This window comes from Candidatus Micrarchaeum sp., from assembly GCF_016806735.1.
Taxonomy (GTDB): Archaea; Micrarchaeota; Micrarchaeia; order Micrarchaeales; family Micrarchaeaceae; genus Micrarchaeum_A; species Micrarchaeum_A acidiphilum_A.
In genome coordinates, this window is record NZ_CP060530.1 from 546,364 (window position 1) to 571,807 (window position 25,444).

Below are 25,444 nucleotides of genomic sequence, written 5' to 3' on the forward strand. Positions count from 1 at the left end.
GGCGCTATGCGTTAAATAAGAGGGCATTTTTTCTGTGAAACCTTGCTAAAAACCTGTATTTTTGTACATTTCCATACCAAAAATAAGTGCTTCCATAAAAACGAAAATCATTATTTTTATTTCATATTTTTGAGCTAAAAAAGGCCTCTCGAGGAAAAGTACGATTTTTTAAACAAGTTTGGCGCGCAATAGCCATTGCTTAACCAGGATGGCTCGTTTTCCATAAATCTGAAATGCAAGCTTTTTCCAAACCCTATTTCTGTTGCAAAAAAATGGAATTACAATTTTTGCCATCCATTGCACATGATATTTTATTTTTATGGAAAATGATACGGATCATATGGCAATCTAGCTAGTTTAAGCCTTCGAGTGAATTATTTTTAGCAAACATCCTGCAAATTATCTATTCTAATACTTTAATAGAAATTCTAAAACTATTTGCGTTAATTCAAATTACCTGCTTTTTAAACGGATTAATTACTCTGATCCCCTTAATCTTCTTGAAATCCTTTTCATTCTCCGTAACTATGGTATAAACATTGTTTTCTTTCATCGTCTCCGTTATCAGAGTATCCCAAATGTTTGTCTTGAGCCGCACAGAGGTTTCGACAGCACTCACGGCAGTGGAAACGCCATAATCAAGCTTGCGCCATGATGAAGCGCCGGCAAAATCTTTTATTATGCGCTCGGCATCTTCGCGCGGCAAAGGATTTGTTACGAATCTGGTTAAAACATTGTAAAGCTCCAAAAGTACCTGGCTTGATATGACTCCGTTTCCTTCATTCATGGCTTTTCCAATCATCTTCGATGCAATGCTATGCTTTTCAACTTCGCTGCTGTCAAATGCATAGACAATTACAGAAGTGTCAAAGAATAAGTCAGCGGCCATGCCATTCATCTCTGCTTTTGGTTATCTTGCCGAGCGGATAGCCTTTCGTCATGAGCTTTAATAGTTCATCGCCTGCGCTCTTGGCTTTATCCCTATTCAACTTATCGCCGCTTGCTTCTATTACACTCTTTATGACTTCAGAAAAGCTGCGCTTGCCCTTCCTCCTAGACAATTCTATATAAACTTCATTTGAAACAGATATCTGTCTGGCCATCGCAACACATATGTATAATGTATGTATACATATAAAAGAATTATGGCCTGACATTTTTCATAGAAATCCTAAAACTATTTGCGTTAATTCAAATTCAGCTCTTTTTTGAACTTTTGCTCTTCTTTATTTGATATTTATAACAATCCATCCTTTTTGAAGGATGGAAAGCTTTTAAGAGTAAGTGAAGCCGATCCGGACTTTGTAAAAAGAATAGAGCACAACAGGGAATTAAACAAAGTAGGCGTAAAACTAGGGAGTTTAGAGGGCATGAAGCTGCCCATAGAAATATGAACCGGAATATGCGTAGCTTCTTTCTCTCCATATCTTTTTGTTATAGAGAGCGAATTATGTAGCGATGTGCTTTTTACATTCAATTAGGTTCAAAACAGAGTATTTCCCCTATTTCAGCGTATGTCATTGCTTGCATGTGGGGAAGACTCTGCAGCCTTGAGCAAAGGTTGATACATGCTCGAATCTACGCAATTGAACCAGAGCCTCATGGATTCCAGAACCTGCAGTCTGTCCATCACGATTACGTCTGCTCCGCGAGCAATGTACACAACGCCTTTGCATTCTGCAACTATTAAGCCCAAGCCCCTGGCCGCACCGTACAGACCCCCTATGCATACTGATTGCTCTTCAGAAAGGCCAAGGGACCGGATGGCTCTAATCGCTTCGTACATCGAGAAATCCGCTGCGGTGCGAAGCGCCTTAGACTGAGCAAGCATCCTGGCTTCTTGTGCATCTGCATTGCGCAGAAGGTTCCAATCTTTGGACAGCCACTCGGCCATGGACGTCATGGTCATGACCAGCGAATTGACTGCTGAGCCAGCCTCTTGATTAACCAGCATTGCATCTGCATTTGCATCTATAAGCCCCGAGCCCTTAGCCATTAGGTAAAGGAGCGCTGGTGCTTCTGCGCGGTTAACTGATATGAAGACGTCTGTGCTCTCCTTGCCACCCGCGCCAGAAACGAGCGCGAGATCGCCATGGGAGAGCACGCGGGCTGTCACCTTCAATGCAGATTTGTCACGGCTCTTTGTGATGCTCGGCATTAAATCAAAGCACATGCCCATCAAAGATATTTAAAGATTGTGAAGCCTTCGGGCGATGGAGAAATTAAGCTGGAAGCGTTTCGGCAACGCTAATTACAATGCTTTATATTTCTTTGTATGGCAGGATAACAGATTGCATGAAAGATGTGCTTAGGAGATCTGTCGCTGAGATGATTGGAACCTATATATTCGTGCTTTTTGGGCCCGGTAGCATAGTCGCCTTTATGGCGGCATTTGGGGCTGCGCTGTCGCCATCTACGCTGTTCTTCGCAGCAGTAACGTTTGGCCTTGGCATAGCCATAGCTATAATAATGATAGCCAATATATCCGGAGGGCACGTCAATCCTGCCGTCACCATAGGACTTTTTGTATCTGGCAAATTTGAAGGCAGGATGGTGCTGCCGTATATAGTTTCGCAGCTTATTGGTGCCGTGCTCGCCTCAGGTACTGTCGGCGTGCTGTTCAGTTATGGGGTTGCGAACAAGGTGCTTTTCGGCGCGACGGTGCCTGGTTCAATGGGACCATGGGCTGCTTTCCTCGGAGAGTTTATAATGACATTCTTCTTCCTATGGGTAATACTTACTATAACATCAAAGAGCAAGAACACGGCAGTTAACGCCGCGGTAATAGGGACGTATGTTACCATAATGATATTCATGCTTGCAACCATAAGCGGCGGTTCCATAAATCCGGCGAGATCGTTCGGACCTGCGGTTCTGTCTGGCATACTGCTTAAGGCAGGATACTACCAATGGATATATTGGGTTGCACCGATACTTGGTGGGGCGCTCGGGGCGCTGGCTTGGAAGTACATGTACAAAGACAGGTCTAAAGTGCATATGTGATGGTCCGTGCGTGCGATAATGCAGCAGCCATTATGCGTGCTGCAGCGCGTTTTGCTCGTTGCATATTTCAATCTGCCTATGCCTACATTTTCCCTGCATGTAAGGGGGACTTTGATGAAGTTGACGAATATTGCAGTGTAAATCCTAACGCTATTGCCTTTGAGATAGAAAGGCATAAAAACATGGAGTGATTTGTAGTATGCAAGTGGTGGCATGGGAAAAATAGAGGCTTACATACCAAACGTCAGGTACTTATCGCTCAAACTGCACAAAGGGATGCTTGTCTATCTCCTGGCATTTACGGAAAACAGGATCATCGCCGCAGTCACCAATGATGCCAAGGAAGTTGCCGGTCTGGAGGTAAAAAACATGTTCTCGTTCAACGACATGAATTACCCCAACAAGCCAAATGTAGGCAACACGCTTATCTCTGAGAATGCACCGAAGCTTGGAGATTTCTTCAAGGTGGACCCTGATAAACTGCTCTCATCAGATCAAAGCAACTTCGCTATAGCCTACGGCGACATATCGAAGGGTATGCTGATCCAAAGCAGGAATTCGAAACTGACGCAAACCGAGTCAAGAATCCTGCTGGTAACGGCTTCCGGGAAGAGCTACGAATTCATGCTGATGGGCATGTCAAGGCCGTCAATAGGATATCAGCCCTATGCCCTTGATGACAATACTTTCAACAGCTATGCAGAGATTGTGAACAAGTTTCTTGGCGACAAGGTAAAGGTTCTTCGAGCTTCAGATCCGGTTCCAAAGGTTTCAACCGGCCAGCTTTTTGGAGGCCTCTTCGGAAGGAAAAAGAAGGACAACCAACAGGCAGAAGCAACAGAAAATAAATAGCAGCACTGGAAATCTTTGGTACAACGATACCGCTTTCAAGAGATGCACATAGTCTATAATATTGCCTTCTTCTGGAACTCAGGCTACTTTCTGAGCGCTTGTAGTTTTAAAAGTAGTTATCCGGGCCTTTTCACGGTGCCTGAATTTGCCTTTATCGCAAGCTCTCTCAATAAGAAACCTACCGAAGTTGGCTGTATGTCCTTCTCCGTGAAGCCCAGCCTTTTTACCATCTCCTTTACCCTTTCTACGTCCTTCCTGCTCTTCTTTTGACTTACCAGCTCTATATCAAGGAAGTAGCCCACCTTCGGATACCTATCCAAATCCATGTTGAAGTCGCCCAACTTGTATTTGTATCTAGTTTTCCTTATCAATGGTACGTACTCAAGCGGTTTTATGCCCAGAAACCCGAACATTCCCATTACTGCTTCAGGATTATCTATATGGGTCTCGTATTCTCTAACTTGCATGTACTTCTGCCTTTTTTTACCAGACGGCTTGTAAGTAAGAGTGCCGTCTTTGCTTCCGTCCACGATTCTTATACGCAAAGCCTCCACACTGTCCCAGAAGTTTCTGCTTTCCAAAGTAAATTGGTAATCCGAATACCTTTTAACGGATGCGAGCTTCGCACCCATGGATTCGAGCCTTCTTTTTAGGCTTTCCGCGTCCTTTACTCTTATCCTCATTTCGGTTTCGAACTGCTTCTTATGCATTCTTCCACGGTTTTGATGAGTAAATAAACAATATATTAATTACCCATCCTGATAGAACTGACAACGTTTGGCAGTTAGAATCCACATGCCAGTATCCGAATATTGCAATATGCACCTTAAGCCTTGCCTAACCTTGTTAAATCAATTATTTATAGTTCCTGGGTTTTCTAAAGGCGCTTTCGAAGGACCTGTAGTTGTCTGTGATCTCTTCGCCTTTCTGTATGTCTCTTACTGCCTTGGTGACTACCTCTTCCTCGTCGTCATAGTATGCGCTGAGAGAATTTGGGTTGTCAGAATGATTGAAGTATTTTCCGTCATCAGACGCAAAGCACACCATGTGGCTCTTGTCACTTTTCCAGCTGTATTTCATGAGGTACTTTCTCACCTTCCACGGCAGACACTTGACTTGATCCTCAGTGAACTTGAGATCAAATCCTGGGGTAAATCTCCATATCGCAGTCCCTTTTTTTATATATTGGTCTGCAAAAAGCCCTATGCCATGTATCCTGCTTGGGCCTATCCTAGTTTTTATTAGCATCATGCAATCTACCTCAGATTTTATGAAAATATGAAAAATGATATAAAAGAATGGGTGGACTGCTCCGATGCAGTCCTGAAGCCCGCAATTATTGGTTTTTGGCTTCACACCCCTAAGCAATGTCTTGCTCAGTTTGAAACGCTTGTCTTGGAGGCTTTCCTTAGCAGTTTCTTTGTTTTGGTGTTATCAATCTCTTCGAGCTCTTTCCTAACCATTTCTTTAAGCTTCATTTTCCTTGCCAGCGCCCTGTCAGTCTCTTGTACTGCGAGGAACTTGTTTATGAGCGAGGATTCATATCTATAATCCCCTATCCTATATACAAGGCCGTACAAACCATATATGCTGTATGAGTCTGCAATATCTTGGGCTTCGTATATCTTACGTATAACCTGATTATAGCCGCCTTTTGGGCCCTCATAAATACTTCTTCCGTTAAATGCCTCATTGAATGTATCTATTATGCCCTGCATGCCCTTTAGTATAACGGGATATTCTACAACGTTATACTTCTGCATCAGCTTGTAGACCTCTTTCAGGAAAGTGGTCCTTGTCTGGCTACTAAATTCGGTTTTTTCTTTGGTTATTTCCACCATGCTTACACCAATAATAATATTGTTTTTTCAGATATTTATATGTTTTTATTAGATGAAAGCTTTAAATATATGAATAAAGACTCTTCTCGTGATAGATTTTATTCAGACAAAATCAAATAGCAAGAGCCAGTGCCAGTAAATCAAATACGTCTGTTGTGTGTTTTGCGCCTGTAGTGCATTTCGTTTGAATAAAGCCTAAAGAGATCTATCCTTCTGCTCGCGTTCCTGAGCAGAAAATCGGTCATTTTTATAGAGTAGACGCTGCCTCTGTAGATGTTTTTGGCAACGAACTTCATCCCGAAGTCTGTAGCCCTTTTGACTGCTACCTGAGTAATGGCATTCGTTATCCTTTCGGTAAAAAAAACACCGCTTCTTGCAAAATCATAGACAGCATCGTAGAAAGATTCATCAAGCATCGCTGCGGCATCTGTATCGGTTATATCAGGATGCGTTACTGTCTCGACGAAATACATCTTGTACCTGCCTTTCCTCTCTAGAGAGTATATCTTATCTGCAGTTATTTCGTTATCAACCATAAGGCCCTTCCTTGCTTTTTTAAACAGTTCTTCTTCCAGAGCTACGAAGTGCCAATAGCCAAGTATGTTCAGGTTTGCGTCTACAAGATACCTTGATGAATACGGGCTTTTCTCGAAAACCGGCACCCAATTCTCCTGAGTCCCCTCCTCCTCTTTTGTTATGCCTTTCATGTCAGCATAGTCTAGATAGATTAGACGTTTCAGAAGAGACCCATAGCTGTATTTACGGCTCAGAAACGGGTGATATGGAACTATTGCAAGGGTTTCAAGCATGATATCCCGGTTAAGTTATATTTGGCAGGGCTATGATTATACATGGTGCAAAATATAAAAGGCTTTATCGTCTGTAAAGGGGAATGCGCTTTATTGGCGCAGCCAGGTATACTATGCCAATGTTTTTTACAATCTTTTTTCCAGAGCTACTTTATCTATGTAAGCCTAAGTGCATGCTTTACTTTAGCTGCTTTTCCCAAAGTATGTAATCCTGACCGAACCAGTGCTTTTCGAGCTTTCCTATTCTCCGCGCACCGAAGTTTGCCTCGAGCGCAATGGCCTGGTAGTTGCTGGCCCTAGAATCGCCCCAGATTTTCCTAACACCATGGCTTACTGCTAGTTTCTCTGCAAAATTGTGCATGCGCTTGGCTATTCCCTGCTTTTTATAGCGCCTATTGACAAGAACCCATTCAAACGTCATTATAGACCTATCCGCAGAATCAAAGGAAGTCCAAAGACATCCCACAAGCTCTGCACCCTTTAGCGCCAGGACCGCAAAGCCCCCGCCTTTCACTATGCCGAGCATGTAAGCTAAAGATACATGCGACGAATAGGTCTGCCTTGCTACGCTGCTGTAATGAGAGGCCTTAAGAATCTCCTTCTTTGCAAAAGGTACAAGAATTTTTACGTCGGATCTTGTTGCGCGCCTGACCTTTATTTTATTAACAGGATCAAAATTATTTTTCTGTGACATCCTACCACTTATAAGCGATGCAGATTTCCTTGCATTTTGTACCATCTGTTCATACTTATATATGCTATTCGTTTTAATCTTTGCTGTCGCTTTCATCCAAAGTATTTAGGTTCCGCAATCCCACCAGAGGTACTGTTCATAGAAGCTACTACACAAGTTGGAAAAGAATAAAAAAAGATTAAATTGCAGCATAAATAGCTAGTAGATTCATTAAAGCCATTTTTATTAGAAGAGCTTTATTTTTATTTCTTGTTCTTAATTTCTTCTTCAAGCTGCTTTTTTATGTTGCCGAAAAGGGGCTCGTCGCTCTTAGTTTCCAGAACCGCCTTTGCGAACTCTATCGGGTCTCTTTTGTAAGATAGAAATCTTTCTAGGTGCCTTTCAAACGTTTTCATCTGCACAGCCTTCTCTTGGGAAAGGTCGAGCTTGTGCTCGAGCCTGCCGGTATTTATCTTGCCTCTAAGCCCTATGAAACCGATGGCTATCGAAACGTTCTTCTCATCTATGCCTTTGCTTGCGGCGAACAGCCTTTTGTACACTGCCAGCTGCCTTCTATGGTCTGATGCTTTGCCATCATCCTTGTCCGTCTTATAGTCCAGTATTACGTATTTTTTATCCTTGTCCGAACTTGACTCATACACCGCATCTAGGAACGCCTTGAATCCAGTGTTTCCGTCAAATCCCTTATAAATGTCTTTTAGCGCAGCGTTTATCTTAACCTCGGCGCCTGCCTGCACGGTCTTTGTCTTTTCCCCGAGCTCTGAGCCTACTGCCTTTATGTTTTCAAGATACCGTTTTTCATCTTCCGTAAGTGTTCCCTCATCCAAAGTACCCTCGTAAAGCATCTTTGCAATCTCGTGCGCCCTAAGGCCCTTGTTTATCGGCCCAGTATGCAGCTCTGATATGCTGAGGATCTTTTCCTTGAGAAATGAATATGGATCTCCAGCGCTTTCGACCATCGAATATGATAGATCCCTTTCGGTAGAAAAATAATCGTTTATCATTGGCAGGAGCCATTCCTCTTTATGGCCTATTGCTTTTTTAGCTTCCTCAAACCTTCCATTGACGAACAATGAATAAGCCTCGTCGTACTTCGTGGTTTTTGGCTCTTCCTCTTCTTCGGAATCAATCTGGTCTGCCTCAAAGCCCTCAATTTTGTACGAATCCTCATTGTTTTGGTTGGCAACTACGTAAAGCCTGTTTTTTGCCCTGGTGAAAGCCACGAAATCTACTCTGGCCTGCTCTTCTGCAAGTTCCTCGCGCACATCAATGCCTGCCGAAGCCTTGATTATCGAATAGACTGCCATATCGACAAAGCTTTCGTTGTTCCTTCCGGATATGGGCACGTATATAACGTTGTCAAACTCCCTGCCTTTGGCCTTGTGAACGGTTGTGAGAAGCAGGCTCTTTTCTTCCTTTGCAGGCTCGTAGTTCTCTTCCAATATGGAAAGATAGTCAAAAAACGCTTCTATGTTCCTGTCCGGAACAAGTTCAAAGAATTCAGTTGCCCCAGAATTAAGCGCTTGCGCCGTAAGGTAGTAATCCTTGCCTATCTGCATTGAAATAGGGAGTATTACTTCGTCGAAGAGGCTGCCTACCCTGTCTATTGTAAGCTCCTTCTTCCTTTCAAAGAACGGTTTTGCCACGCTCAATACTTCCTTTGGGACCTTGCCGTGTTCTTTTGAGCCCCACATGGGCCAGTTCTTGGAAACTTCAAATGCTTCCTTTAGCGTTATGCCTGAGAATGGCGTAAAAAGCGCGCTTACTACCGTATCCCTGTCATCGTAAAGCATACCTCTTAGGTAAGAGATTATCTGCTCCTTTGCGCTGTCGCTCGTGGAAGATCCGGCAGTAGTGCTGTATTCTATGCCCTTCCTGTCCAAAAGCCTCGAAACCTGGACAAGCTGCCCGTTTGTCCTTGTTATTATTGCGGTCTTTTCTCCACTCCCTATTTTCATTTCCGAGTAAAGCTTGACGGTTGCGTTTATCTGCTTCGATGCGGTAAACACCTTGACGTCCGCATCGCCTTTGCTCCTGTTGGATTTGAGCCCTTCTAGCTCCTTTTCGTAGCTCTTGTCATTTGTATTGGAAAGAAAATGCATCTTTGAGTAATCCAATATTGGCTGCAGGCTCCTGTAGTTCAGCACCTTGTTCTCCTTGCGGAAGCTTTCGTCATTCTCAAATTTCTCAAAAGAGCTAAGGCTGCCCCCTTGAAATCCGAATATTGCCTGTTTCCTGTCTCCGACCAGAAATAGGCTGTCGCCGGAAAGAACTGCTATCTGGGCCTCGAGCTCGTTAAGATCCTGGAGCTCATCCACCAAGACGTATTTATAACGTTTTTTGCCATCATGCTTCTGCACAAACTTTATGAGCATGTCGTTGTAGTCTATGTAGCTGCCCGAGCTTTCCTTTTCTTTCTCGTATGTGCTATACGCGTTGACGAAATACTTCAGGAATGCACCTGCTTCTTCCAGCGTTACGTTGGAAAGCGGATGAGATTTATAAGCCGATTCCAGTTCCTTTGCGGCTTTTTCCATGTCTATGCTGCTTGGAAGTATGCCGAAGCTTTTTACGTAGCGTATTGCGTTCTCTGTTTTTGGAACTAAGTCATCCAGAATGTAGCCGTGCGAGTAATTGAAGGCATTGTCTTTCATGAAGCTCTTGTACACTGAGTATCTGAGCATGTTGCTGCCCGCAAGCTCGTAGCCAAGCCCCATCCTGCTTAGGTAATCGTACGCATAGCTGTGGAACGTATGCACGTCTATCAGGTATGGTTTTGCGTCTATTCCTGCGGTTTTTATCTCCTCGTCTATCCTGCTCCTCATCTCCCTCGCAGCCTTGTTGGTGAAGGTTATGCATAATATGTCTGGCTCCTTGACGCCTTCTGCAAGCAGTTTCACGACCATTTTGGCAAGGGCGGTCGTCTTTCCCGTGCCGGGATTTGCTACTATGAGCACATTTTCGGCCTTTTTTGATATCCCATCCATTTTATCTCCAAAATACAAGATAAGCAGCATTGCCTGTTATACAGCAAGCAATTCTTTTCATGGCTAGGGCAGATAGGCACTCTTGCAGTATCAGGTGTCAGAGCTTCATGCTGCGTTCTTTGTATACCTTCTTCTTTACTTTTTCATAGATATACCTTACTTCTTTTATATCTATCCTACTGTCTGCAGTCTTGAAAAACTCCTCAACCCTCTCGTCGCTTTCCATTTTCTTGCTGTATAGTGCTATCTGCACTATGTAGTCAAGCTTGTCTACCTGTTTCACAAGCTTGGCCTCCTCTGTGCGCTGCATATAATATTCATTTAGGATTTCCCTGAGCCCGATGCCTTCCTTGCCAATCAGTATCGATGCGAGCTTAAGTTCATTCCTTCTCTCGATACTCTTTTTGGCCCCTGGAGGGACTTTCTGAAGCGATTTGTCGTATCTGGTAGCTATGTCTCCGGTTATTACCTCGTTAATGTCATGGAAAAGCCCCATTACGGCACACCTTTCCGCTGATAGTCCCATCCTTTTGGCAAGCAGATATGACAGCACTGCAGTGCTGTACGAATGGTCACCATCATGCTCCGGATTTTTAACCTTCGATATGAGCCATCCCGTTCTTTCTATCTCCTTTAGCTTGTCAGCTCTGAGCATGAAGCGCAATATTCCGTCAAGTTCCTTGTCCGTCCGCATGAATACCGCTTTGAATGGCAATTATAAATGGTTTTCTTTCAAATCCCAAAGCGGGAATGTGCTTGCTTTAGGCCTGGCTTTGTTCAAAAGTTTTATGCAATCAGTCTGAATCTTCTTTCCCTCCACGCCTCTGGAGACGGTATACGCCGGACACCAGCCCCATAACCGAGCCAACGACACCCAGCGCTACAACAAATTCAATCTGGTGCGGAAGGCTTGAGAGAGCTTGAGCTACCCAATTTTGCGTTATAGAAAGGTGATCCTTTATTACTGTTGCATAAATTCCCATGTTTCCGGCTGAATTTTGTAGCATGCCGCTCATGGTTATATACTGATATGTTCCATTGCCTGCATGCACTACTATGTCATTTAAATTAGATGTTAGCTGCTGCACCGAGGTAACTATTCCGTTATGAACAGTAAGAATTTCAGAGCCAGGGTTGTCGCCAACTGTTGCTGCCTGCCCAAGTGCACCGTTAGGGAGTATTTGCTGTATAGTTATAGAGCTTGTGCTGTCTGATATGACTTTAAAGTTAAGCTTGTCTATCGTGATAATTTGGCCCTGGGAAAGGTCCCCGTAGATTGAACCTGAGTTGGGGATTGTTAGCGTGCCAGTGAGCTTGTATTTTGCAAAACGCCCTACAGACCATAGGGCAAAACCTCCAGATAGAATCCCTGCAGCAAATCCTTCGCCAACCCTGAGGAGCTTTTGCATAGGATTCAGCTTGACGTCGTTGTCAGCACGCTCTTTTTGAGTTATTATGACGTATCTTGTGTTGCCCGCTTCATACTCTTTAATATGCGTTTCCTCCAAATCCCTGCCATTTTTATTCTCAGAATACTTTGGCTTCTCTTTCAGTGAATCTTCACCCATAAGCACACCTTTGCGTTATTATCGCGTTCTCTGAGATATTTATATTTAGCGATAGCCGGCTGCTGACCAAAGCCTTGGCATGGAATGCCAGGGTATTTAACCTGCGTGTTATTTGGATATAAAGCCCGCACAAAGACAAAAATATAAATACAATAGTTGGGCAACCTATATTGTGAAATATTATGGTTAGAGTATGGAATCAGGAAAAATAGCCAATTACAAGTACTTACGCCGCATCAAGGAGATTTCCAGAAAGGAGGATAAGGCCTCGTTTTTACCTATCACACCCATAGATATATACGAAATCGTAGCCGATAGCTATATACTTGGCAATGGCGTTTATATTCTTTCCGACTTGCTTAGAGGTCGTCGTGCGGAACAGAAGGAAGAGACCTCAAGCAATGAGAATTATGCCCCGTTTACAAGCATAATTATACCGGTTTATAACGAACCGATAGAACTGGTCAAAACTACGCTTGAAAACATGAAATCGCTTGATTACCCAAAATACGAAATAATAATAGCAGATGATTCTGACAATGAACGCGATTATGGGAATAATGTCAAGGTAATACGGCGCAGAAACCGTAGCGGATTCAAGGGCGGAGCTCTCAGGAATGCATTGGAGCACGTAGATGCCAAAAGCGAGCTCATAGCCATATTCGATGCGGATTTCACAGTCGAGAAGGATGCGCTTACAAAGTTCGCAAGATATTTCAAAGATCCTGAAGTTGGGGCGGTGCAGGGCTATATGAAAATATCGGCAAACGAAAACACCAACGGGCTTACAAAGTTCATAAGCATAATATCGGATGCCGCAAACCACATACTTTACGGAAGGTACCTCAGAAAGGGCTTCGTAGCCGTGCAGGGCACCAATGAAGTTTACAGGAGGGAGGCCATAGAAAAAATAGGCGGTCTCGCACCGTACCTGACAATAAACGAAGATTTGGACACTTCATTCAGGCTCAGGAAGGCAGGTTGGAAAATAGTATATGATCCTAAAATAGTTGGAGTAGGCCTTGCACCGGAGACGTACAAGAAATTCGCTGGCCAGCTCTCACGCTGGACTTCTTCCACAATCCGCGAGTACAGGAGGCATTTGGTCAGCTTTATGAAGAGCAAGGAGGTCAAGCTCAAGGAAAAGCTAGATTCGCTAATGTTCCTGTCAACCTGGACCATAAGCTTAGTTGTTTCGCCAAGCCTGTTTTTGCTGCCAGTAATATTTTTTGGCTCAACGATACCGGAAAAATATACTCTGCCGATTTTTGCCACGATGACCGCTTTGCCAATAAGCATAATATTCTCGAGCATTGAATCCAAATACGGCATAAAGAGGGCAGCCAAAGGTCTGGCAATGTATTTCTGGTTCCTGTTTCCCGGATATTACGTATCATTCATGGCTACCATCAAGGGTTTAGTCAGCGAAGGAGAGTTCAATGTAACTGACAAAAGCAATTTAGAAGCAGCCGGCGAAAAACACGAAAACAGATAGATTGCAAGCCGCATTCTACATATGAAATTGCTCTGCTTTCGAATCCCTGCGTGAAAGATTGAATTGTCTTGATTTCCATGCAAGCAAAAAGCGTATATATTACATCAAATCCATTGGAATTGGTGACAATATGGCCATCAACCTCTTTGCCAAAAACAAGAAAAAGGACGAAAGTAAACCGGATAGCGTACAGCAGAATGAACGAAAAGAGAATAGTGCAAGTAAAATTCTGCTTTCCGATAATGTGAAAAGGGCGGAGCAAGCCGGAGAGCTCGCAGAGTTTCTGGATAAAAATAATGGAATAACCGATATAATGTTGCACGAGATTGACAGCTCGGATTTGGAAGTGAGAATGATTGCACCTGCAATAGCTGGAGGCATTGCCAGATTTAAAATTGGCATAGAAAAGAGAGACGAGGTAGAAAAACTGATATCTGAGGCAGGATATAAAGAGATTGGAGTGCAGGGCAGGGGTATTTCGATCTACAAAAAGGCATGAGATTCGGCAATTGCCAAAACAAAATGAAAGCTTAAATTAAGCTGGCTGTGTGTCTTTTAAATCTTTATTGCGGTAATTATTATTCCATATGTTTCGGTGTGTGTATGGTGCAAAAAATAGTGCAACGTGATAAGGCCATGGCTGACATATTTGACGACGAGAAAATCATAGGCGCTTCTACTATAGTCAAATTTGGCACAATCAGGATAGTTGCGTCGAAAGACGCTGACCATGATTTCCATTTCCTTCTGATGCCCGTAGAGCACAGAGAGGATTTCACGGAGCTTACTGAAGTGGAATTGAAGGACATGCAGAAGTCTGAGTCGCTAGTAGCTGAATTATACAAACAGCATGGACTTGATGGCTATTCCAAGATAGAACTTGTAGGCACAGGAGCAGGAAGGACAGTCCAACATTATCATGTGCATATTCTGCCGGGCAAGAGTGATAATTTCCACAACAACCCTGCAGATAGAGCCTTGCACAGAAGTGCTGATCAGATTAGGGAAGTGGTTTCAAAACTCAACCCCGAATTCAAAAAGTTAATAGAGAATATGCAATAAATTTACGAAATCTCTATGCCATTATATTTGGCGTCTTAATCATATTTGTCACTGCTATGTATGGTACAGCCAAACTGTTTCTTTATAATCAGTCTGGCAGAGCTTTTTTGTACTGGCAACTCTATCTGGAATAAGGTTCAAGGTTGGCTATTACTGACAGATAAACTAGATAGCCTAGATATTGGGAGAAGCGCCCGGCGTACCGGTATGGGGTGCCGATAAAGGCAAAATAAAGATATCCCTTGATCTGTGATGCATAAGCCCGCAGCTTGGATAATAAATGCCATGTGCATCGCAGTACGGGCGATACCATGCAATATTGCCGAAGCTGGCTTTATTGCTTGGCGTTTTCTTCCACGAATTTTTTTATTTCCTCTATGTTCGCCATTATCAGCTTGGCTTTTCCAAGGCCGAAAGTGAATGGTCGCGTATCCTGCTCGTCTTTCAGCAGGCTTATTGTCGGAAATCCTTTGTATTCTCCTGTCTTGACTGGCATTCTTATCACCTAATATGGCTTATAAGGGCAGGAAAAGGGATTTAGCCTTTGCCGTTGCGGATATCGCACCGTTTCAAATAGCTACGTAATGAAGCGAATTAAGCGTCAGACGGGCCTTTTACGGTCATATATGCATGCATAAGGCAACGCTTAAAATGCGTTTCAGGCATAGTGTAAATGCGCTTGCATTGGTTTGGAGATATTGAGAGTTGCATGAATCAAGCGTTTAGGGGATTTGATGAACATACTTATAGCATTGGGAGGAAATGCGATATTGCAGGAAAAGGAAAAGGGCACATTTGAAGAGCAGTATTCCAACATAGAGAATACAGCAAAGAAGATAGCGGAGATAATAAGGATGGGCAACAACGTGGTCATAACCCATGGCAATGGGCCACAGGTTGGCGATATAGTATCAATGTACGAATGGTCAAAGGATAAGCTTCCGGCAATGCCCTTGCCAGTATGTGGAGCAGAAAGCCAAGGCATGATAGGCTATATGATAGCGCAGGCATTGGGCAACGAGCTCGAATCGATAGGGATAAAAAAGGAGCTCGGCTGCGTATTGACGCGCACGCTTGTTGATAAAGATGATCCGCATTTTAAAAGTCCGTCGAAGCCAATAGGGCCGTTTTATGATAAGGAAGAATCCGGCGCAATCGCAAAAAAGTATGGGTGGACCATGGCAAAGGAGAACGACAAGTACAGAAGAGTAGTTGCCTCTCCAGAACCGGTTGGCATAATGGAGCTTGATATAATAAAACGCCTGCACGACAGCGGAGCGGTTGTAATATGTACTGGCGGCGGAGGCGTGCCGGTAGTGAGAAATGGCAATGCATACGAAGGAGCCAATGCCGTAATAGACAAAGACTTTGCTTCTTCGCTGCTGGCAAGGGAGCTTGATACTGATATGCTAATCATTCTAACTGATGTAGACAATGTGTTTTTGGGCTATGGGTCGGAAGCCCAAAAGCCGCTTGGAACCGTGAGCGCAGATGAATGCTCGGCTTACATAGAAAAGGGCGAATTTGGCGAAGGCACCATGAAGCCCAAGATAGAAGCTGCGATAAGTTTTGTAAGGCATACTGGCAAGTCAGCAGTAATAACATCTTTAGCGAATGCCGAGAAGGCTGCAGAGCTTAAGGCAGGAACTATAATAACGAAGTAGCTTGCGGCTATCTGCGTTCTATAACTGCGGTCATGCAGTGGGCGCCGCCGTAGCCTCCTGTTATATTACTTAAATCCAAGGCGACGAAGTCAATCTTATTCTCGCGCAGCTCCTTTTTATTTGGAAACATCTGCCCGGACGCTGTTAGCTTTTGGTACTCCCTTCTGGCATGCGCGAAAAGCGCCCCGTACATTCCGGGATTGCTCCTTGCTTTTCCGGATAAGTTATGCAACATTCTTTTAGCAGCAAGCCTGCTGTCTATTGCAAGTATTGAATGGTTCTTTATGCAAAGGAAATTTGAGGAATATGACATTTGTTCTAAAGTAGAAAGATTTATTATTTCAAAGCCTTTTTCTTTGAGATAACCGTGCAGATTTGTACTGGCCTTTTCCTTCTTGTAAGACCTGCCTTCCTTCTTATAAACTTCTACTGCTGCCCTTTTCAGCAGAAGTTCTAAGCCTATAACTGTATCTTTTCCGGCAACGTTGCAGTATGTGTCAAGATGCATGTCAATCATGGGATCCGGCTCGTTTCCAGGTATGAGTGGATGGGAAGGCTGGTGTACAACTGCGACTTCCTGAAACGATTGGCCATACTTAAGCATCTGTTCCACTCCCTGCCTGTTGGTCCTATCTCCAATGCCAATCATTGCAAAATCTTTCATCGGCATGAAGTCTCCGCCTTCAAAGGTTCCCGGCGAGGTTGTTTCATGCACAATTGAAAGTCCCATTGCATCCCACAGCATCTTGGTTAAAAGGGGTTCTCGCCTTCTCTGCGGCTTGGCCATTCTGGACATGAATATGCCCTTATCTGTAACCGCCTGCTGATCCCTCATAAAGTAGAGGTTGGCCGGCGGATTTTTTTCTGTAACGCTTATATGCATCGCGTCGACACCTTTTGATTTCTTAATAGACACTCTTGGCGCCAGAATTATCGCATTGATAAAATAGTCTATGCCATAATTATCCACATTGCCCTTCAGCTTCTTCAGGGCCATTTGGGCCTCATTTCTGTTTCCGGAAAAGCTAACGCTTTTTAGCGCAGCGTCAACAACCATCGACTTTGTCTTGCGGCTATGGCTTGCCCTAGACTTTATAATGTCTTCCAGCGTCTCTACGCTCACCCCAAACTCGTCTTTTAAAACGCCAACTAAGGAGTCGTGCTCTTTTTGCGCAGCAGACAGATTGAACGAGCGCTCATATAAAGAGGCAGTCGGATCCAAAAGCCCCAGGAACGCCTCGATTCCTGGCCTGTGGACCACTACCTTCCTGAGCGTATCCCATTCCGCTTTTATCTTTCCTTCCATCGTATCAGGCTTTTGGGCTTCCTATTGGCGTAAATTTTGCATGTACCCTAGATTTGTATTGAGGCTTTAAGCTTAAAAGCCTTAGATATGCCCATTGTGCAATACGCGCCTCAATAAAAATTTAAATCATAATGCCAAAAGGTAAGCATGCAAAGAAGCAGCACAGAGTCCCTTTTCGTCAAATCGTCATGGAACAAGGGGATACAATACCTTAGAAAAAATAACCCAAAGCTAGCCAAGGCCATAAAGCCAGGGTTTTACGTCAAGATGGAGTTTGATTCGGATTATTATGGATCTTTAGTGGAATCCATAGTATTTCAACAGCTCGCAGGAAAGGCAGCCGAAGCCATATTGAACAGGTTCAAAAAGCTCTACAAAGGCAGAATTCCTGCTCCTGCCGAATTCATAAAAACTAGGGAAGAAACAGTTAGAGGCGCCGGCATATCTCCTCAAAAATATTCCTACATTCTTGACCTTTGCAAGAAGCTCGAAAGCGGCACACTGGTTCTGGAAGGCATAGAAAGCCTTTCTGATATGGAAATAATAGAAAAGTTAAGCTCGGTAAAAGGGATAGGCAGGTGGACTTCGGATATGTTCTTAATATTCAGCCTCGGCAGGACTGACGTCATGCCTGCAGAAGACTTGGGAGTCAGAAAAGGCCTGCAGAGTGCTTACGGGCTCAGAGAACTACCAGACAGAAAGAGGATAGAAAAAATGGCAGCCAAATGGCACCCGTACGGCTCAATGGTTGCAATCGCAATGTGGCACAGGCTCGATACAGTCACTGTAGGGGATGAAATGAGGCAAAAAAAAGCCAAGGCTTAAATCCTGGATTCTGATCCGAATGCCAAAAGCACAATTCCAGCAAGTATCGCCATAGTTGCGGCGAAACCATAAGCGTATAGAGGTCCGAGTACGTAAAGAAATCCGAGCGCCAGGTTGGCAACAAACAGGCCTATGCTGCGTGACGAAGTCAGCATGCCCATTCCGCTGCCCGAGTTTAGCCTGTTTTTAACAAGCGATACTATTGTTGGCTCCAGGGTTTCTATTGTTCCTACGGCTACTCCTATCACGAATATACCTGCATATGAAACCAAAGCCCCCAATCCGAAATGGTAGGAGAGGCCTATTATGAGCGAGCCAATGCCTGCAAAAAAATATCCGAACACTGCAAGGTTCCTGACCATTCTCTTTGCCAAAACTCCAGCAACATATCCGAATATGGCTGAGACCAGAAGGAACACTGCATACGAAAGCACGCCGTATAAATCTGTTGACTGCTGAGCAATCGTAAGGACGGGAAAGCTTAGGCTGTAGAAACTAAGCCCATATATCCCGGTTGCAAGTATTACTCCCTTGTAGGCGCGCGACTTGGCACGCACGGCTTTGGATGCGGCCTTTGCTTTTTCTGTTGCTTTGGCTTTAATGCTGCCTTTTCTACGGCTTGGGAGGCCTTTATAGCTTACCAAGAAAAGGCACAATGAGGATATCAGTATTGGTATCGCCGTGGCAAGGAATATCAGCTTTAGGGCTATGCCTAGGTATATGCCTATTGACAGATAGGCTACCGCTACAACACCGCCACCAACATCAAGCGCGTTAAGGAATCCATAGACCCTTGGCTTGTCAAGCCTGCTTGATATGTCCCCTATCATTGCCCTTCTGGCAGGAGTCCTGAAATTGCGCGCCCACCAGCCCGCAGAGAATATGGCCGTGGCCTCGGCGGCGAACGAGGCAAATCCGGTGAATGATAATACAGGTATCAAAATATTGCCAAGTATTGCTATCTTCTTCTTGCCGTGCTTGTCGGCGAGCCTGCCGCCGTAATAAGCAAAAACAGAGCCTATGCCATATGCAAGCGCCATGGCTATTCCTAGGTAATATACTGGAGCTTTCAGGTATAGTACCAAAAATATCGGAAATCCTGCTATCAGAGCCTGGTAGCCTGCGTCTGCAAAAAATGCGGATAACGATATTAACAGTACGTCTCTTGTCAGCCAACGCTTCATGGTTTCAATTTTACGAAAATCTATTTATTGATTGCCACTGCATTCGGATGCCTATTTTCTAAGCAAGTCAAAGTCCGAATATGCATCCCCATGCTCTGAAAGCTCTGCCATCTGGGACCTCTTGGCCTTGAGGACATTTATGCAAGAATCGAGTATTGCCCTTACATTCATATTGTTAGGCGATTTTGAAATATAGCGTTTTTCGGACATGAGCATGGAATTTATATCAAATGCCCCATATGCCCCTTCTGGCAAAAGATCGTGGGCGCGCTTTATGAACTCTTCCAGTGCGGATGCCTCCTTTATAAAATCATTTGCCATTGATGAGAATTCAGAATCGCCCATGGGCTCAAATCTTGAATAGCTCTCCGAAACGCGCAATGAGATCCCATCCAAGAAGAAATACATTGGCTTCATCATTCCATCTATGCCAAGCGCATTCAGCAAAGCTCGTTTTGTCCTGCGACCCATTTTTGATTCCGGCCAAATGGCCTTATTAAGCGCGTCCTGTGCTGCAAGGCTCCATTCCAGTATCTCCCTGCCGGCTTCCAATGCCTTAAATGTCCTTTCGTCAATCTTAATTTCATCTAGCTTTACGCTGACCAATTTTTTCCCGTACGTGTTAGTGAGATATATCCCTTCCGAATCATTCCCCACTGTTCCGATGCCTGACCTTGATGCAAGGGCCATAAATATCAGTTTGTACGCAACGTCTTTGCCCTTCGGTTCTATCTTTATTCTGCTTATGGCGTCCTTGAAAGTGCTTTCGTCACCTAATGCAGACCTTGGGATACCATACTGGGAAAGGAGCATGCCCACCGTAACCTCTCTGTAACGCATAAGTGCGCCGTAATCCACATCTTTCGAATATTCATAGTGAAACGTGTCAACGGTCCTTATTTTAAATGCCTTATCTTTACCCTCATACTTTATGTCCACTATTGAGCCTCCTCCATTGTGCATGGTGGAATCCAAGTACATTTCCAAAGACATCGACAGATAGAACTTTTGGAACTCGTTAAGCGTGTCGCCGAACAATTCCATCGTCTTGACTATCTTTTTCAGGTTTGTATTTTTCCAGAGCTTTGAATCCGGCTCTACAGAATCAGAAAAATCTGCATATACATCTTTTTCCATGCTTAATTTCAGCTCCGTATAACCTACTCTGCCACCGGTTTTATGGTCTTCGTTCTGCTGCGGCTCCCATTTCAGGTAAAATGCAAAATCTATTCCGTATGTTCCCCGAAACTTTACCAGCGTGTCCTTACCCGTGCGGTTCTGGCTTTCTATATACTGGCATATGCTGAGCTCAGTTAAGGGTGCACCAAAAAGCGGCGTAGCCGACTGGTGTTCGGTGAATAGTGCCGCGGACTTATAGTTTATGGATCTTGACTTCAATACTGCAGGAATTTGGTCATTATTCAGATGATAGAGCCCGCAAAAAACGACTGTCTTTCCTTCTGTATCATTAGAATGTTTAGCTATCTCGTTCCCCATGTATATGCCGCGTTCTTCGGACAAGCTTTTATCATCGAAATCTTTCTGCATCGAAAATGGCATATCTATGGGAACTATTTCTATCCCTTTCGCATGAACCTCTTTAAGCAGCCTTATCAACTGTAACGGATTCTGCGAATGCCCATCTAGATGTTTTGATAGCTCTTTTGCGTTGCCAGTTGTATTTAGCTCGTCTATCGCTGATATAATTTCGGGATCCTTTGGAAGCTCTATGAGAAACCTTTCTACGCCAGAAGCAGCCATGTCTCCTATGCTTCCCACAAGGCTTCCTACGATTTTTGCATCGTTATGGCCTGTATCGCCTATGACAAGAACCTTGGAATCCTCAAAAGCATTTGAATATGAAAAATCTGTTGCTGCCTTCGCTTCGTTAGCTATTTCAGAGGCATTGGCAGTTAGCAATTTTAAGGGCATGTCTGCTGCTGGTTTTCCGGACTTTTTCTTGTAGGAGAACATAATGTAAATATTAAATTTTCAAATATTTAAACTACCGCATGGCGCTATTGAATACAAATAGTTTATATATTTAAAGAATTCATGAATTTTATCCAGTTTTGCCGCTTATAAAGAATGATTTTAATGGATAAGGATAAAAAACGCGAAAGCATCGAAAAGGTGGGAAAAGAAGCCCAGAAAACGCTCAGCCTGCTCAGGGACACATACCCAAAAGAAGAAAAAAGCGGAGCGGTAGAAATAGCAAAAACAGTATACGAACTGTACAAGAACAAAGACATTGATTTCGCAAAGCAGATAATGAAGTACGTGACCAGGGTCGACTGGCTCAACAAGAAGCACGACTTCATATACAGGGTGGAAAAAGAGATGAAGGCTCTGGGTGACCCCGATTTTAAGTCGTTTATTGAGGCCGTAAAAAGAGAACGCAGGGGAGCGATACCCGTAGAGATTGGAGGGGTCACGTTAAAATACGAAAACAGGTCCAATACATCGATCAACATTTCTGTCAGCATATGGGGGAATGTTATGGTGGAAAGGCTCAGGGATGGGAAATGGAAGGTTAGCTCGCATTCAGGTGCCGATAGGGAACCTTACATAGTAAGCATAGGTAAAAACCCTTCATGCAACTGCCCAGATTTTGTATACAGGAAAAACAAGGTCGGAGGAAAGTGCAAACACATATATGAAGCCGAGGCAGTAAAAGCCGTGATTGAGATGGCTTCAGAGTCGAAGTAGGCTCTTTGGTCAGAAGCAGCTTATTTACAAATTATCTCTCCGGATTTGAAACAGGCAAAGGAAGTGCGATGAGCCTTCTTAAGAGTTAAGTCACATCCTGTTACATTAGTAGAAGGCCTTAAATAAGCGGTAAAGCGGCTTTGGGCAAGGTTTAAAAGAATGTAGTGCGGAGTTTTAACCATGTCAGAATCGAAGAAGGGATCCAATAATACTTATTACATAATAGGTGCAGTGGTAATAATCGTCATGATAGCTTTGGCAGTCTATTTCGTTGCAGGAAGTGGGTCGCAGGTTGTTGCTGCAGGAGATAATGTTAGCGTTTATTACAGAGGTTCATTTACCAACGGCACAGTTTTCGGCGACAATTTCAATTCCACGCCACTAAACTTTACTGCAGGATCAAGCGAGGTCATACCTGGATTTAGCAATGCAGTCATTGGCATGAGGATAGGCCAGACAAAGAACGTTTCGCTTCCGCCAAACGAAGCTTACGGTGAATTCAACAAAAGCAAGGTAATAGACGTGCCCATATCGGATTTCGGCAATAGCACAGTTAAGGCGAATACGATAGTGACATCCAGCAGCGGCGAACAGGGAATAATAGAATCCGTTAACGCTACTACGGCAGTAATAAACCTGAATTCGCCATTAGTTGGGAAGACGCTTGATTTTGAAATAAAACTGCTGGCGATAAAGAAATAATCCTTTTCCGGCACGTTGAATTTCAAAGACCGACTTTTATTATTGCGCAAGCCATGCATTCGCTTCGGTACGCAAGGCTTTTATCTTTGATATCCTAAGCTTCTGTTAAAAATGCCGAGGTGAGGCTTTGCCCAAAAACATGGTAGAAGTAAGGGACGCAGTCAAAAGCTTCAAAACTTACGAGAATGGAAAAGGCTTTCTCGGATCGTTCAGAAGAAAATCATTCATGAAGAAAGCTCTCAAAGGCGTAAGCCTCAACGTAAAGGAGTCAGAAATAGTGGCTTTGCTTGGCAGGAACGGAAGCGGCAAATCAACAATGATAAAGCTAATGAGCGGAATATTGTATCCTGACAGCGGAAGCATCGAAGTTTTAAACATGAATCCGTGGAAGGAAAGGACAAAGCTTGCAATGAATATAGGCGTGATCTTCGGTTCGACACATCCGCAGCTGTTCTGGGACTTGCCGCCGCTGGATACGTTCATATACGTGAAAGAAATTTATGGGATAAGACAAAGAGACTATGATTCCAGGCTCGCATACTTAAAAAAAATACTTAGCATAGGCAAGGTCTACAAGAGGCAGACTAGACAGCTGTCCTTAGGAGAGAGGATGAAATGCGAGTTCGCGGCATCCATACTTCATATGCCAAAGATCGTTTTTATGGACGAGCCGACTGTAGGTGTAGACCTGCCTTCCAGAATAGCGATAAGCAGGGCAGTCATCGATCTCAGGGAAAAATTTGGCATAACGTTCGTTCTCACAACCCACGTGGTTGACGACATAACCATAGCCGACAGGATAATACTGCTAGACAAGGGAAGGAAGCTTTTCGATGGAAAGCAGGAAGAGCTCAAGAAGAGGTTTGGAAAGTACGCGATACTGGAGCTCTATTTCAAGCCTGGAGCAAGGGTTGACTATGCAAAATATGGGGCTTTGGGAGAGGTTTTCTCCAAAAAGGACGGCTATATTGGATTGAAGGTAGACCCAGACATAACGAAGAGCGATGCGTTCGCTTCCATATTCAAGGATGAGGGCATAGAGGATTACAGGCTGTCCGAGCCAGGGCTAAGCAGCATACTTGAGAGCACGTACAAGTATATAGACTCAAACAAAAGGCCTGAGAAATGAATAGCAAGTACTTTTCCGTATTCAAAGTTTTCTCGAAAAATGCAATGGCATACAGGGCAGAGATAGCTCTGGATGCAACCTTTTACATGCTCAGCTCGCTTGTCATGGTAATAGTTTGGATGGCGGTTTATCACTTCTCTGCCCTTACTAGCATAAACGGAGTAACAATAAGCAGCATGACCATCTACCTTTTTGTAATAGGCAGCATAGGCTTCCTTTCATGGCCAGGAATAGCCAACGCACTGGAATCCGACATGCGCAGCGGCGAGATAGCTAGCTCGCTGATACGGCCCATAAAATACCCCTATGCGATCTTCATAAGGGACATACCTGAAAACCTTATATTCTCATTGGCAGGAACTCTTCCGATATTCATAATAATTTACGTGATCGCAGGGTTGCACCTTACGGCAATGCAGGTTTTGATGCTAGCAATAGAAATGGTGCTTGCCTACCTGATAATAAACTTCATAGGCTTCATAATAGGCTCGCTCGCGATATACATAACCGACATATACGGCATATTAAGCGGAATTACGTGGATGTTCTCGCTGCTCGGAGGCGGCATCATGCCGCTGCTGCTCTATCCGAAGCTACTTTACGGAATACTGATGCTTACTCCGTTTCCGTTTCTTTATTTCGTGCCTGGAGGAACATTCACAGGAATGATACCTGCAGCGCAGCTGCCCGGGCTCGTGGCGGAAGGGGCCATATGGGCATTGGTGCTGCTTGGCATCGCAGTTGTCGTATGGAAGCGCGTAAGCAGGGACATAAACGCAGTTGGTGTTTGAATGCTAGATAGCATATCCAGAAACCTGAAGATGTACAATGCATCCCAGAAGGTGCTTTGGAAAGACATAGCAATTTACAGGACGCAGTTCATTGTCTGGATATTCGTTTTCATGATGAGCACGGTAGCCAGCGTAGTCACTATAACGATAATATACGACGTATCAAGCGGCGTTGCAGGATGGAGCTATTACCAGGTACTGGTGATTAGCTCGCTGGCCAACATAATGATAGGGATAGTATTTTACAACATATCGCCCCAAAGGCTGGCAAGGACAATGCGCAACGGGCAGTTGGACCAGCGAATACTCAAGCCGTACAACCCCATCGTTACAATGCTATCGCTTTACGGCACCAAGACATCCGTAGGCTCGGTAATAAGCGGTGCATTGGTCTTCGGATATGCGGCTTACATGGCAGGCATAAGCGCAATAGCCCTTTTCGAAATGCTGCTTATATTCGCTTTAGGGGTTGTTTCGCTGACAATGTTCCTTCTTATGATTACGCTTTTATCTTACGTTCTTTTCAACAGCGCAGGATACATGCAGTGGGTTGCAAACATAGCCTCAAGGGCAGCGCAGTATCCGCTTACCATATACGGGCTTCCCGGAATACTGCTGTTCACGGTCGGATTGCCCATTGGCCTTGCAGCATTCTACCCGTCTGCGTTGATCTTCGGAAAGATAGGCCCTGAATCGGTAATGCTTGTGATTGCGATCGAAGCCTTTATGATAGCTGTTTATTATTATGCCTGCAAGTGGCTTACCAAGAAGTACAGAAGCGGAGGCGGCTGAAAATAAATTCCGCCAATAACCCCAAGTGCAG

The 25,444-nt window shown here is 44.1% G+C and carries 28 protein-coding genes; 13 read left to right on the forward strand and 15 right to left on the reverse strand.

Features of this window, described 5'->3' with window-relative positions:
* Window positions 1–448: 448 nt before the first annotated feature.
* Together Micr_RS02950 and Micr_RS02955 are read right to left on the reverse strand one after the other, a co-directional pair.
* The gene (locus tag Micr_RS02950; RefSeq protein ID WP_203134191.1) at window positions 449–889 is read right to left on the reverse strand and encodes a PIN domain-containing protein; all 441 of its coding nucleotides are present in this window, start codon (window positions 887–889) and stop codon (window positions 449–451) included.
* Window positions 879–1,103, reverse strand: coding sequence for an antitoxin VapB family protein (locus Micr_RS02955; protein ID WP_203134192.1), 225 nt, complete (start codon window positions 1,101–1,103; stop codon window positions 879–881). Before Micr_RS02955 ends, Micr_RS02950 begins: the two co-directional genes overlap by 11 nt.
* A 153-nt stretch (window positions 1,104–1,256) precedes the next feature.
* On the opposite strand from Micr_RS02955, the gene Micr_RS02960 reads away from it, so the two are divergent.
* Window positions 1,257–1,394 (forward strand): hypothetical protein, encoded by a 138-nt coding sequence (locus Micr_RS02960; RefSeq protein ID WP_203134193.1) that lies wholly within the window; start codon window positions 1,257–1,259, stop codon window positions 1,392–1,394.
* 113 nt (window positions 1,395–1,507) lie between these two features.
* Here the strand turns inward: Micr_RS02960 and Micr_RS02965 are convergent, their stop codons facing one another.
* Window positions 1,508–2,158, reverse strand: coding sequence for a hypothetical protein (locus Micr_RS02965; protein WP_203134194.1), 651 nt, complete (start codon window positions 2,156–2,158; stop codon window positions 1,508–1,510).
* Window positions 2,159–2,295: 137 nt separating this feature from the next.
* Here Micr_RS02965 and Micr_RS02970 point away from each other — a divergent pair, with 137 nt between their 5' ends.
* Together Micr_RS02970 and Micr_RS02975 are read left to right on the forward strand one after the other, a co-directional pair.
* Window positions 2,296–3,003, forward strand: coding sequence for an MIP/aquaporin family protein (locus tag Micr_RS02970; RefSeq protein ID WP_203134195.1), 708 nt, complete (start codon window positions 2,296–2,298; stop codon window positions 3,001–3,003).
* A 213-nt stretch (window positions 3,004–3,216) separates the two neighbouring features.
* The gene (locus Micr_RS02975) at window positions 3,217–3,855 is read left to right on the forward strand and encodes a hypothetical protein (protein WP_203134196.1); all 639 of its coding nucleotides are present in this window, start codon (window positions 3,217–3,219) and stop codon (window positions 3,853–3,855) included.
* Window positions 3,856–3,971: 116 nt separating this feature from the next.
* Here the strand turns inward: Micr_RS02975 and cyaB are convergent, their stop codons facing one another.
* The 8 genes from cyaB to Micr_RS03015 form a co-directional block, all read right to left on the reverse strand.
* Window positions 3,972–4,565, reverse strand: a complete 594-nt coding sequence (gene cyaB / locus Micr_RS02980) for a class IV adenylate cyclase (protein WP_203134197.1) — start codon at window positions 4,563–4,565, stop codon at window positions 3,972–3,974.
* Between the two features lie 145 nt (window positions 4,566–4,710).
* On the reverse strand, window positions 4,711–5,106 hold the full coding sequence (locus Micr_RS02985; protein ID WP_203134198.1) for an SET domain-containing protein: 396 nt from the start codon (window positions 5,104–5,106) through the stop codon (window positions 4,711–4,713).
* Between the two features lie 125 nt (window positions 5,107–5,231).
* Window positions 5,232–5,696, reverse strand: coding sequence for a hypothetical protein (locus tag Micr_RS02990; RefSeq protein WP_203134199.1), 465 nt, complete (start codon window positions 5,694–5,696; stop codon window positions 5,232–5,234).
* A 140-nt stretch (window positions 5,697–5,836) separates the two neighbouring features.
* The gene (locus Micr_RS02995) at window positions 5,837–6,505 is read right to left on the reverse strand and encodes a hypothetical protein (RefSeq protein ID WP_203134200.1); all 669 of its coding nucleotides are present in this window, start codon (window positions 6,503–6,505) and stop codon (window positions 5,837–5,839) included.
* A gap of 178 nt (window positions 6,506–6,683) precedes the next feature.
* On the reverse strand, window positions 6,684–7,199 hold the full coding sequence (locus Micr_RS03000) for a GNAT family N-acetyltransferase (RefSeq protein WP_203134201.1): 516 nt from the start codon (window positions 7,197–7,199) through the stop codon (window positions 6,684–6,686).
* 242 nt (window positions 7,200–7,441) lie between these two features.
* Window positions 7,442–10,186, reverse strand: coding sequence for a UvrD-helicase domain-containing protein (locus Micr_RS03005; RefSeq protein WP_203134202.1), 2,745 nt, complete (start codon window positions 10,184–10,186; stop codon window positions 7,442–7,444).
* Between the two features lie 97 nt (window positions 10,187–10,283).
* On the reverse strand, window positions 10,284–10,880 hold the full coding sequence (locus Micr_RS03010) for an HD domain-containing protein (RefSeq protein WP_203134203.1): 597 nt from the start codon (window positions 10,878–10,880) through the stop codon (window positions 10,284–10,286).
* Between the two features lie 100 nt (window positions 10,881–10,980).
* Window positions 10,981–11,754 carry a hypothetical protein gene (locus tag Micr_RS03015; protein ID WP_203134204.1) on the reverse strand — a complete coding sequence of 258 codons (774 nt, stop codon included), beginning with the start codon at window positions 11,752–11,754 and terminating at the stop codon, window positions 10,981–10,983.
* Between the two features lie 193 nt (window positions 11,755–11,947).
* Between Micr_RS03015 and Micr_RS03020 the strand changes: the two genes are divergently transcribed.
* The 3 genes from Micr_RS03020 (at window position 11,948) to Micr_RS03030 (ending at window position 14,311) form a co-directional block, all read left to right on the forward strand.
* Window positions 11,948–13,249: a glycosyltransferase gene (locus Micr_RS03020; protein WP_203134205.1), complete on the forward strand. Its 1,302-nt coding sequence runs from the start codon at window positions 11,948–11,950 to the stop codon at window positions 13,247–13,249.
* A gap of 58 nt (window positions 13,250–13,307) precedes the next feature.
* The gene (locus Micr_RS03025; protein WP_203134206.1) at window positions 13,308–13,748 is read left to right on the forward strand and encodes a hypothetical protein; all 441 of its coding nucleotides are present in this window, start codon (window positions 13,308–13,310) and stop codon (window positions 13,746–13,748) included.
* A 137-nt stretch (window positions 13,749–13,885) separates the two neighbouring features.
* Complete coding sequence (locus Micr_RS03030) at window positions 13,886–14,311, forward strand: HIT family protein (protein WP_203134207.1); 426 nt, start codon at window positions 13,886–13,888, stop codon at window positions 14,309–14,311.
* Window positions 14,312–14,645: 334 nt separating this feature from the next.
* Here the strand turns inward: Micr_RS03030 and Micr_RS03035 are convergent, their stop codons facing one another.
* Window positions 14,646–14,807, reverse strand: coding sequence for a hypothetical protein (locus Micr_RS03035; RefSeq protein ID WP_203134208.1), 162 nt, complete (start codon window positions 14,805–14,807; stop codon window positions 14,646–14,648).
* Window positions 14,808–15,045: 238 nt separating this feature from the next.
* Between Micr_RS03035 and arcC the strand changes: the two genes are divergently transcribed.
* Entirely contained in the window at window positions 15,046–15,975 is a 930-nt protein-coding gene (arcC, locus tag Micr_RS03040) for a carbamate kinase (protein ID WP_203134209.1), read from the forward strand.
* A 7-nt stretch (window positions 15,976–15,982) separates the two neighbouring features.
* Here arcC and Micr_RS03045 read toward each other — a convergent pair whose 3' ends face one another.
* Complete coding sequence (locus Micr_RS03045; RefSeq protein WP_203134210.1) at window positions 15,983–17,281, reverse strand: arginine deiminase family protein; 1,299 nt, start codon at window positions 17,279–17,281, stop codon at window positions 15,983–15,985.
* Between the two features lie 147 nt (window positions 17,282–17,428).
* Here Micr_RS03045 and Micr_RS03050 point away from each other — a divergent pair, with 147 nt between their 5' ends.
* The gene (locus tag Micr_RS03050) at window positions 17,429–18,106 is read left to right on the forward strand and encodes a DNA-3-methyladenine glycosylase family protein (RefSeq protein ID WP_203134211.1); all 678 of its coding nucleotides are present in this window, start codon (window positions 17,429–17,431) and stop codon (window positions 18,104–18,106) included.
* On the opposite strand, the gene Micr_RS03055 is transcribed toward Micr_RS03050, so the two are convergent.
* Window positions 18,103–19,290, reverse strand: a complete 1,188-nt coding sequence (locus Micr_RS03055; RefSeq protein WP_203134212.1) for an MFS transporter — start codon at window positions 19,288–19,290, stop codon at window positions 18,103–18,105. The genes Micr_RS03050 and Micr_RS03055 overlap by 4 nt on opposite strands.
* A gap of 51 nt (window positions 19,291–19,341) precedes the next feature.
* Window positions 19,342–21,264, reverse strand: coding sequence for a hypothetical protein (locus tag Micr_RS03060; protein WP_203134213.1), 1,923 nt, complete (start codon window positions 21,262–21,264; stop codon window positions 19,342–19,344).
* 123 nt (window positions 21,265–21,387) lie between these two features.
* Between Micr_RS03060 and Micr_RS03065 the strand changes: the two genes are divergently transcribed.
* From Micr_RS03065 to Micr_RS03085, 5 genes are all read left to right on the forward strand, one after another.
* Window positions 21,388–21,999, forward strand: a complete 612-nt coding sequence (locus Micr_RS03065; protein ID WP_203134214.1) for a hypothetical protein — start codon at window positions 21,388–21,390, stop codon at window positions 21,997–21,999.
* A 180-nt stretch (window positions 22,000–22,179) separates the two neighbouring features.
* A complete protein-coding gene (locus Micr_RS03070; protein WP_203134215.1) occupies window positions 22,180–22,701 on the forward strand; it encodes an FKBP-type peptidyl-prolyl cis-trans isomerase in 522 nt (173 codons plus the stop codon).
* A 127-nt stretch (window positions 22,702–22,828) separates the two neighbouring features.
* Window positions 22,829–23,830, forward strand: coding sequence for an ABC transporter ATP-binding protein (locus Micr_RS03075; RefSeq protein ID WP_203134216.1), 1,002 nt, complete (start codon window positions 22,829–22,831; stop codon window positions 23,828–23,830).
* Window positions 23,827–24,621 carry an ABC-2 family transporter protein gene (locus tag Micr_RS03080; protein WP_203134217.1) on the forward strand — a complete coding sequence of 265 codons (795 nt, stop codon included), beginning with the start codon at window positions 23,827–23,829 and terminating at the stop codon, window positions 24,619–24,621. Before Micr_RS03075 ends, Micr_RS03080 begins: the two co-directional genes overlap by 4 nt.
* On the forward strand, window positions 24,622–25,413 hold the full coding sequence (locus tag Micr_RS03085) for an ABC-2 family transporter protein (protein ID WP_203134218.1): 792 nt from the start codon (window positions 24,622–24,624) through the stop codon (window positions 25,411–25,413). It abuts the gene before it with no gap.
* Window positions 25,414–25,444: the final 31 nt, after the last annotated feature.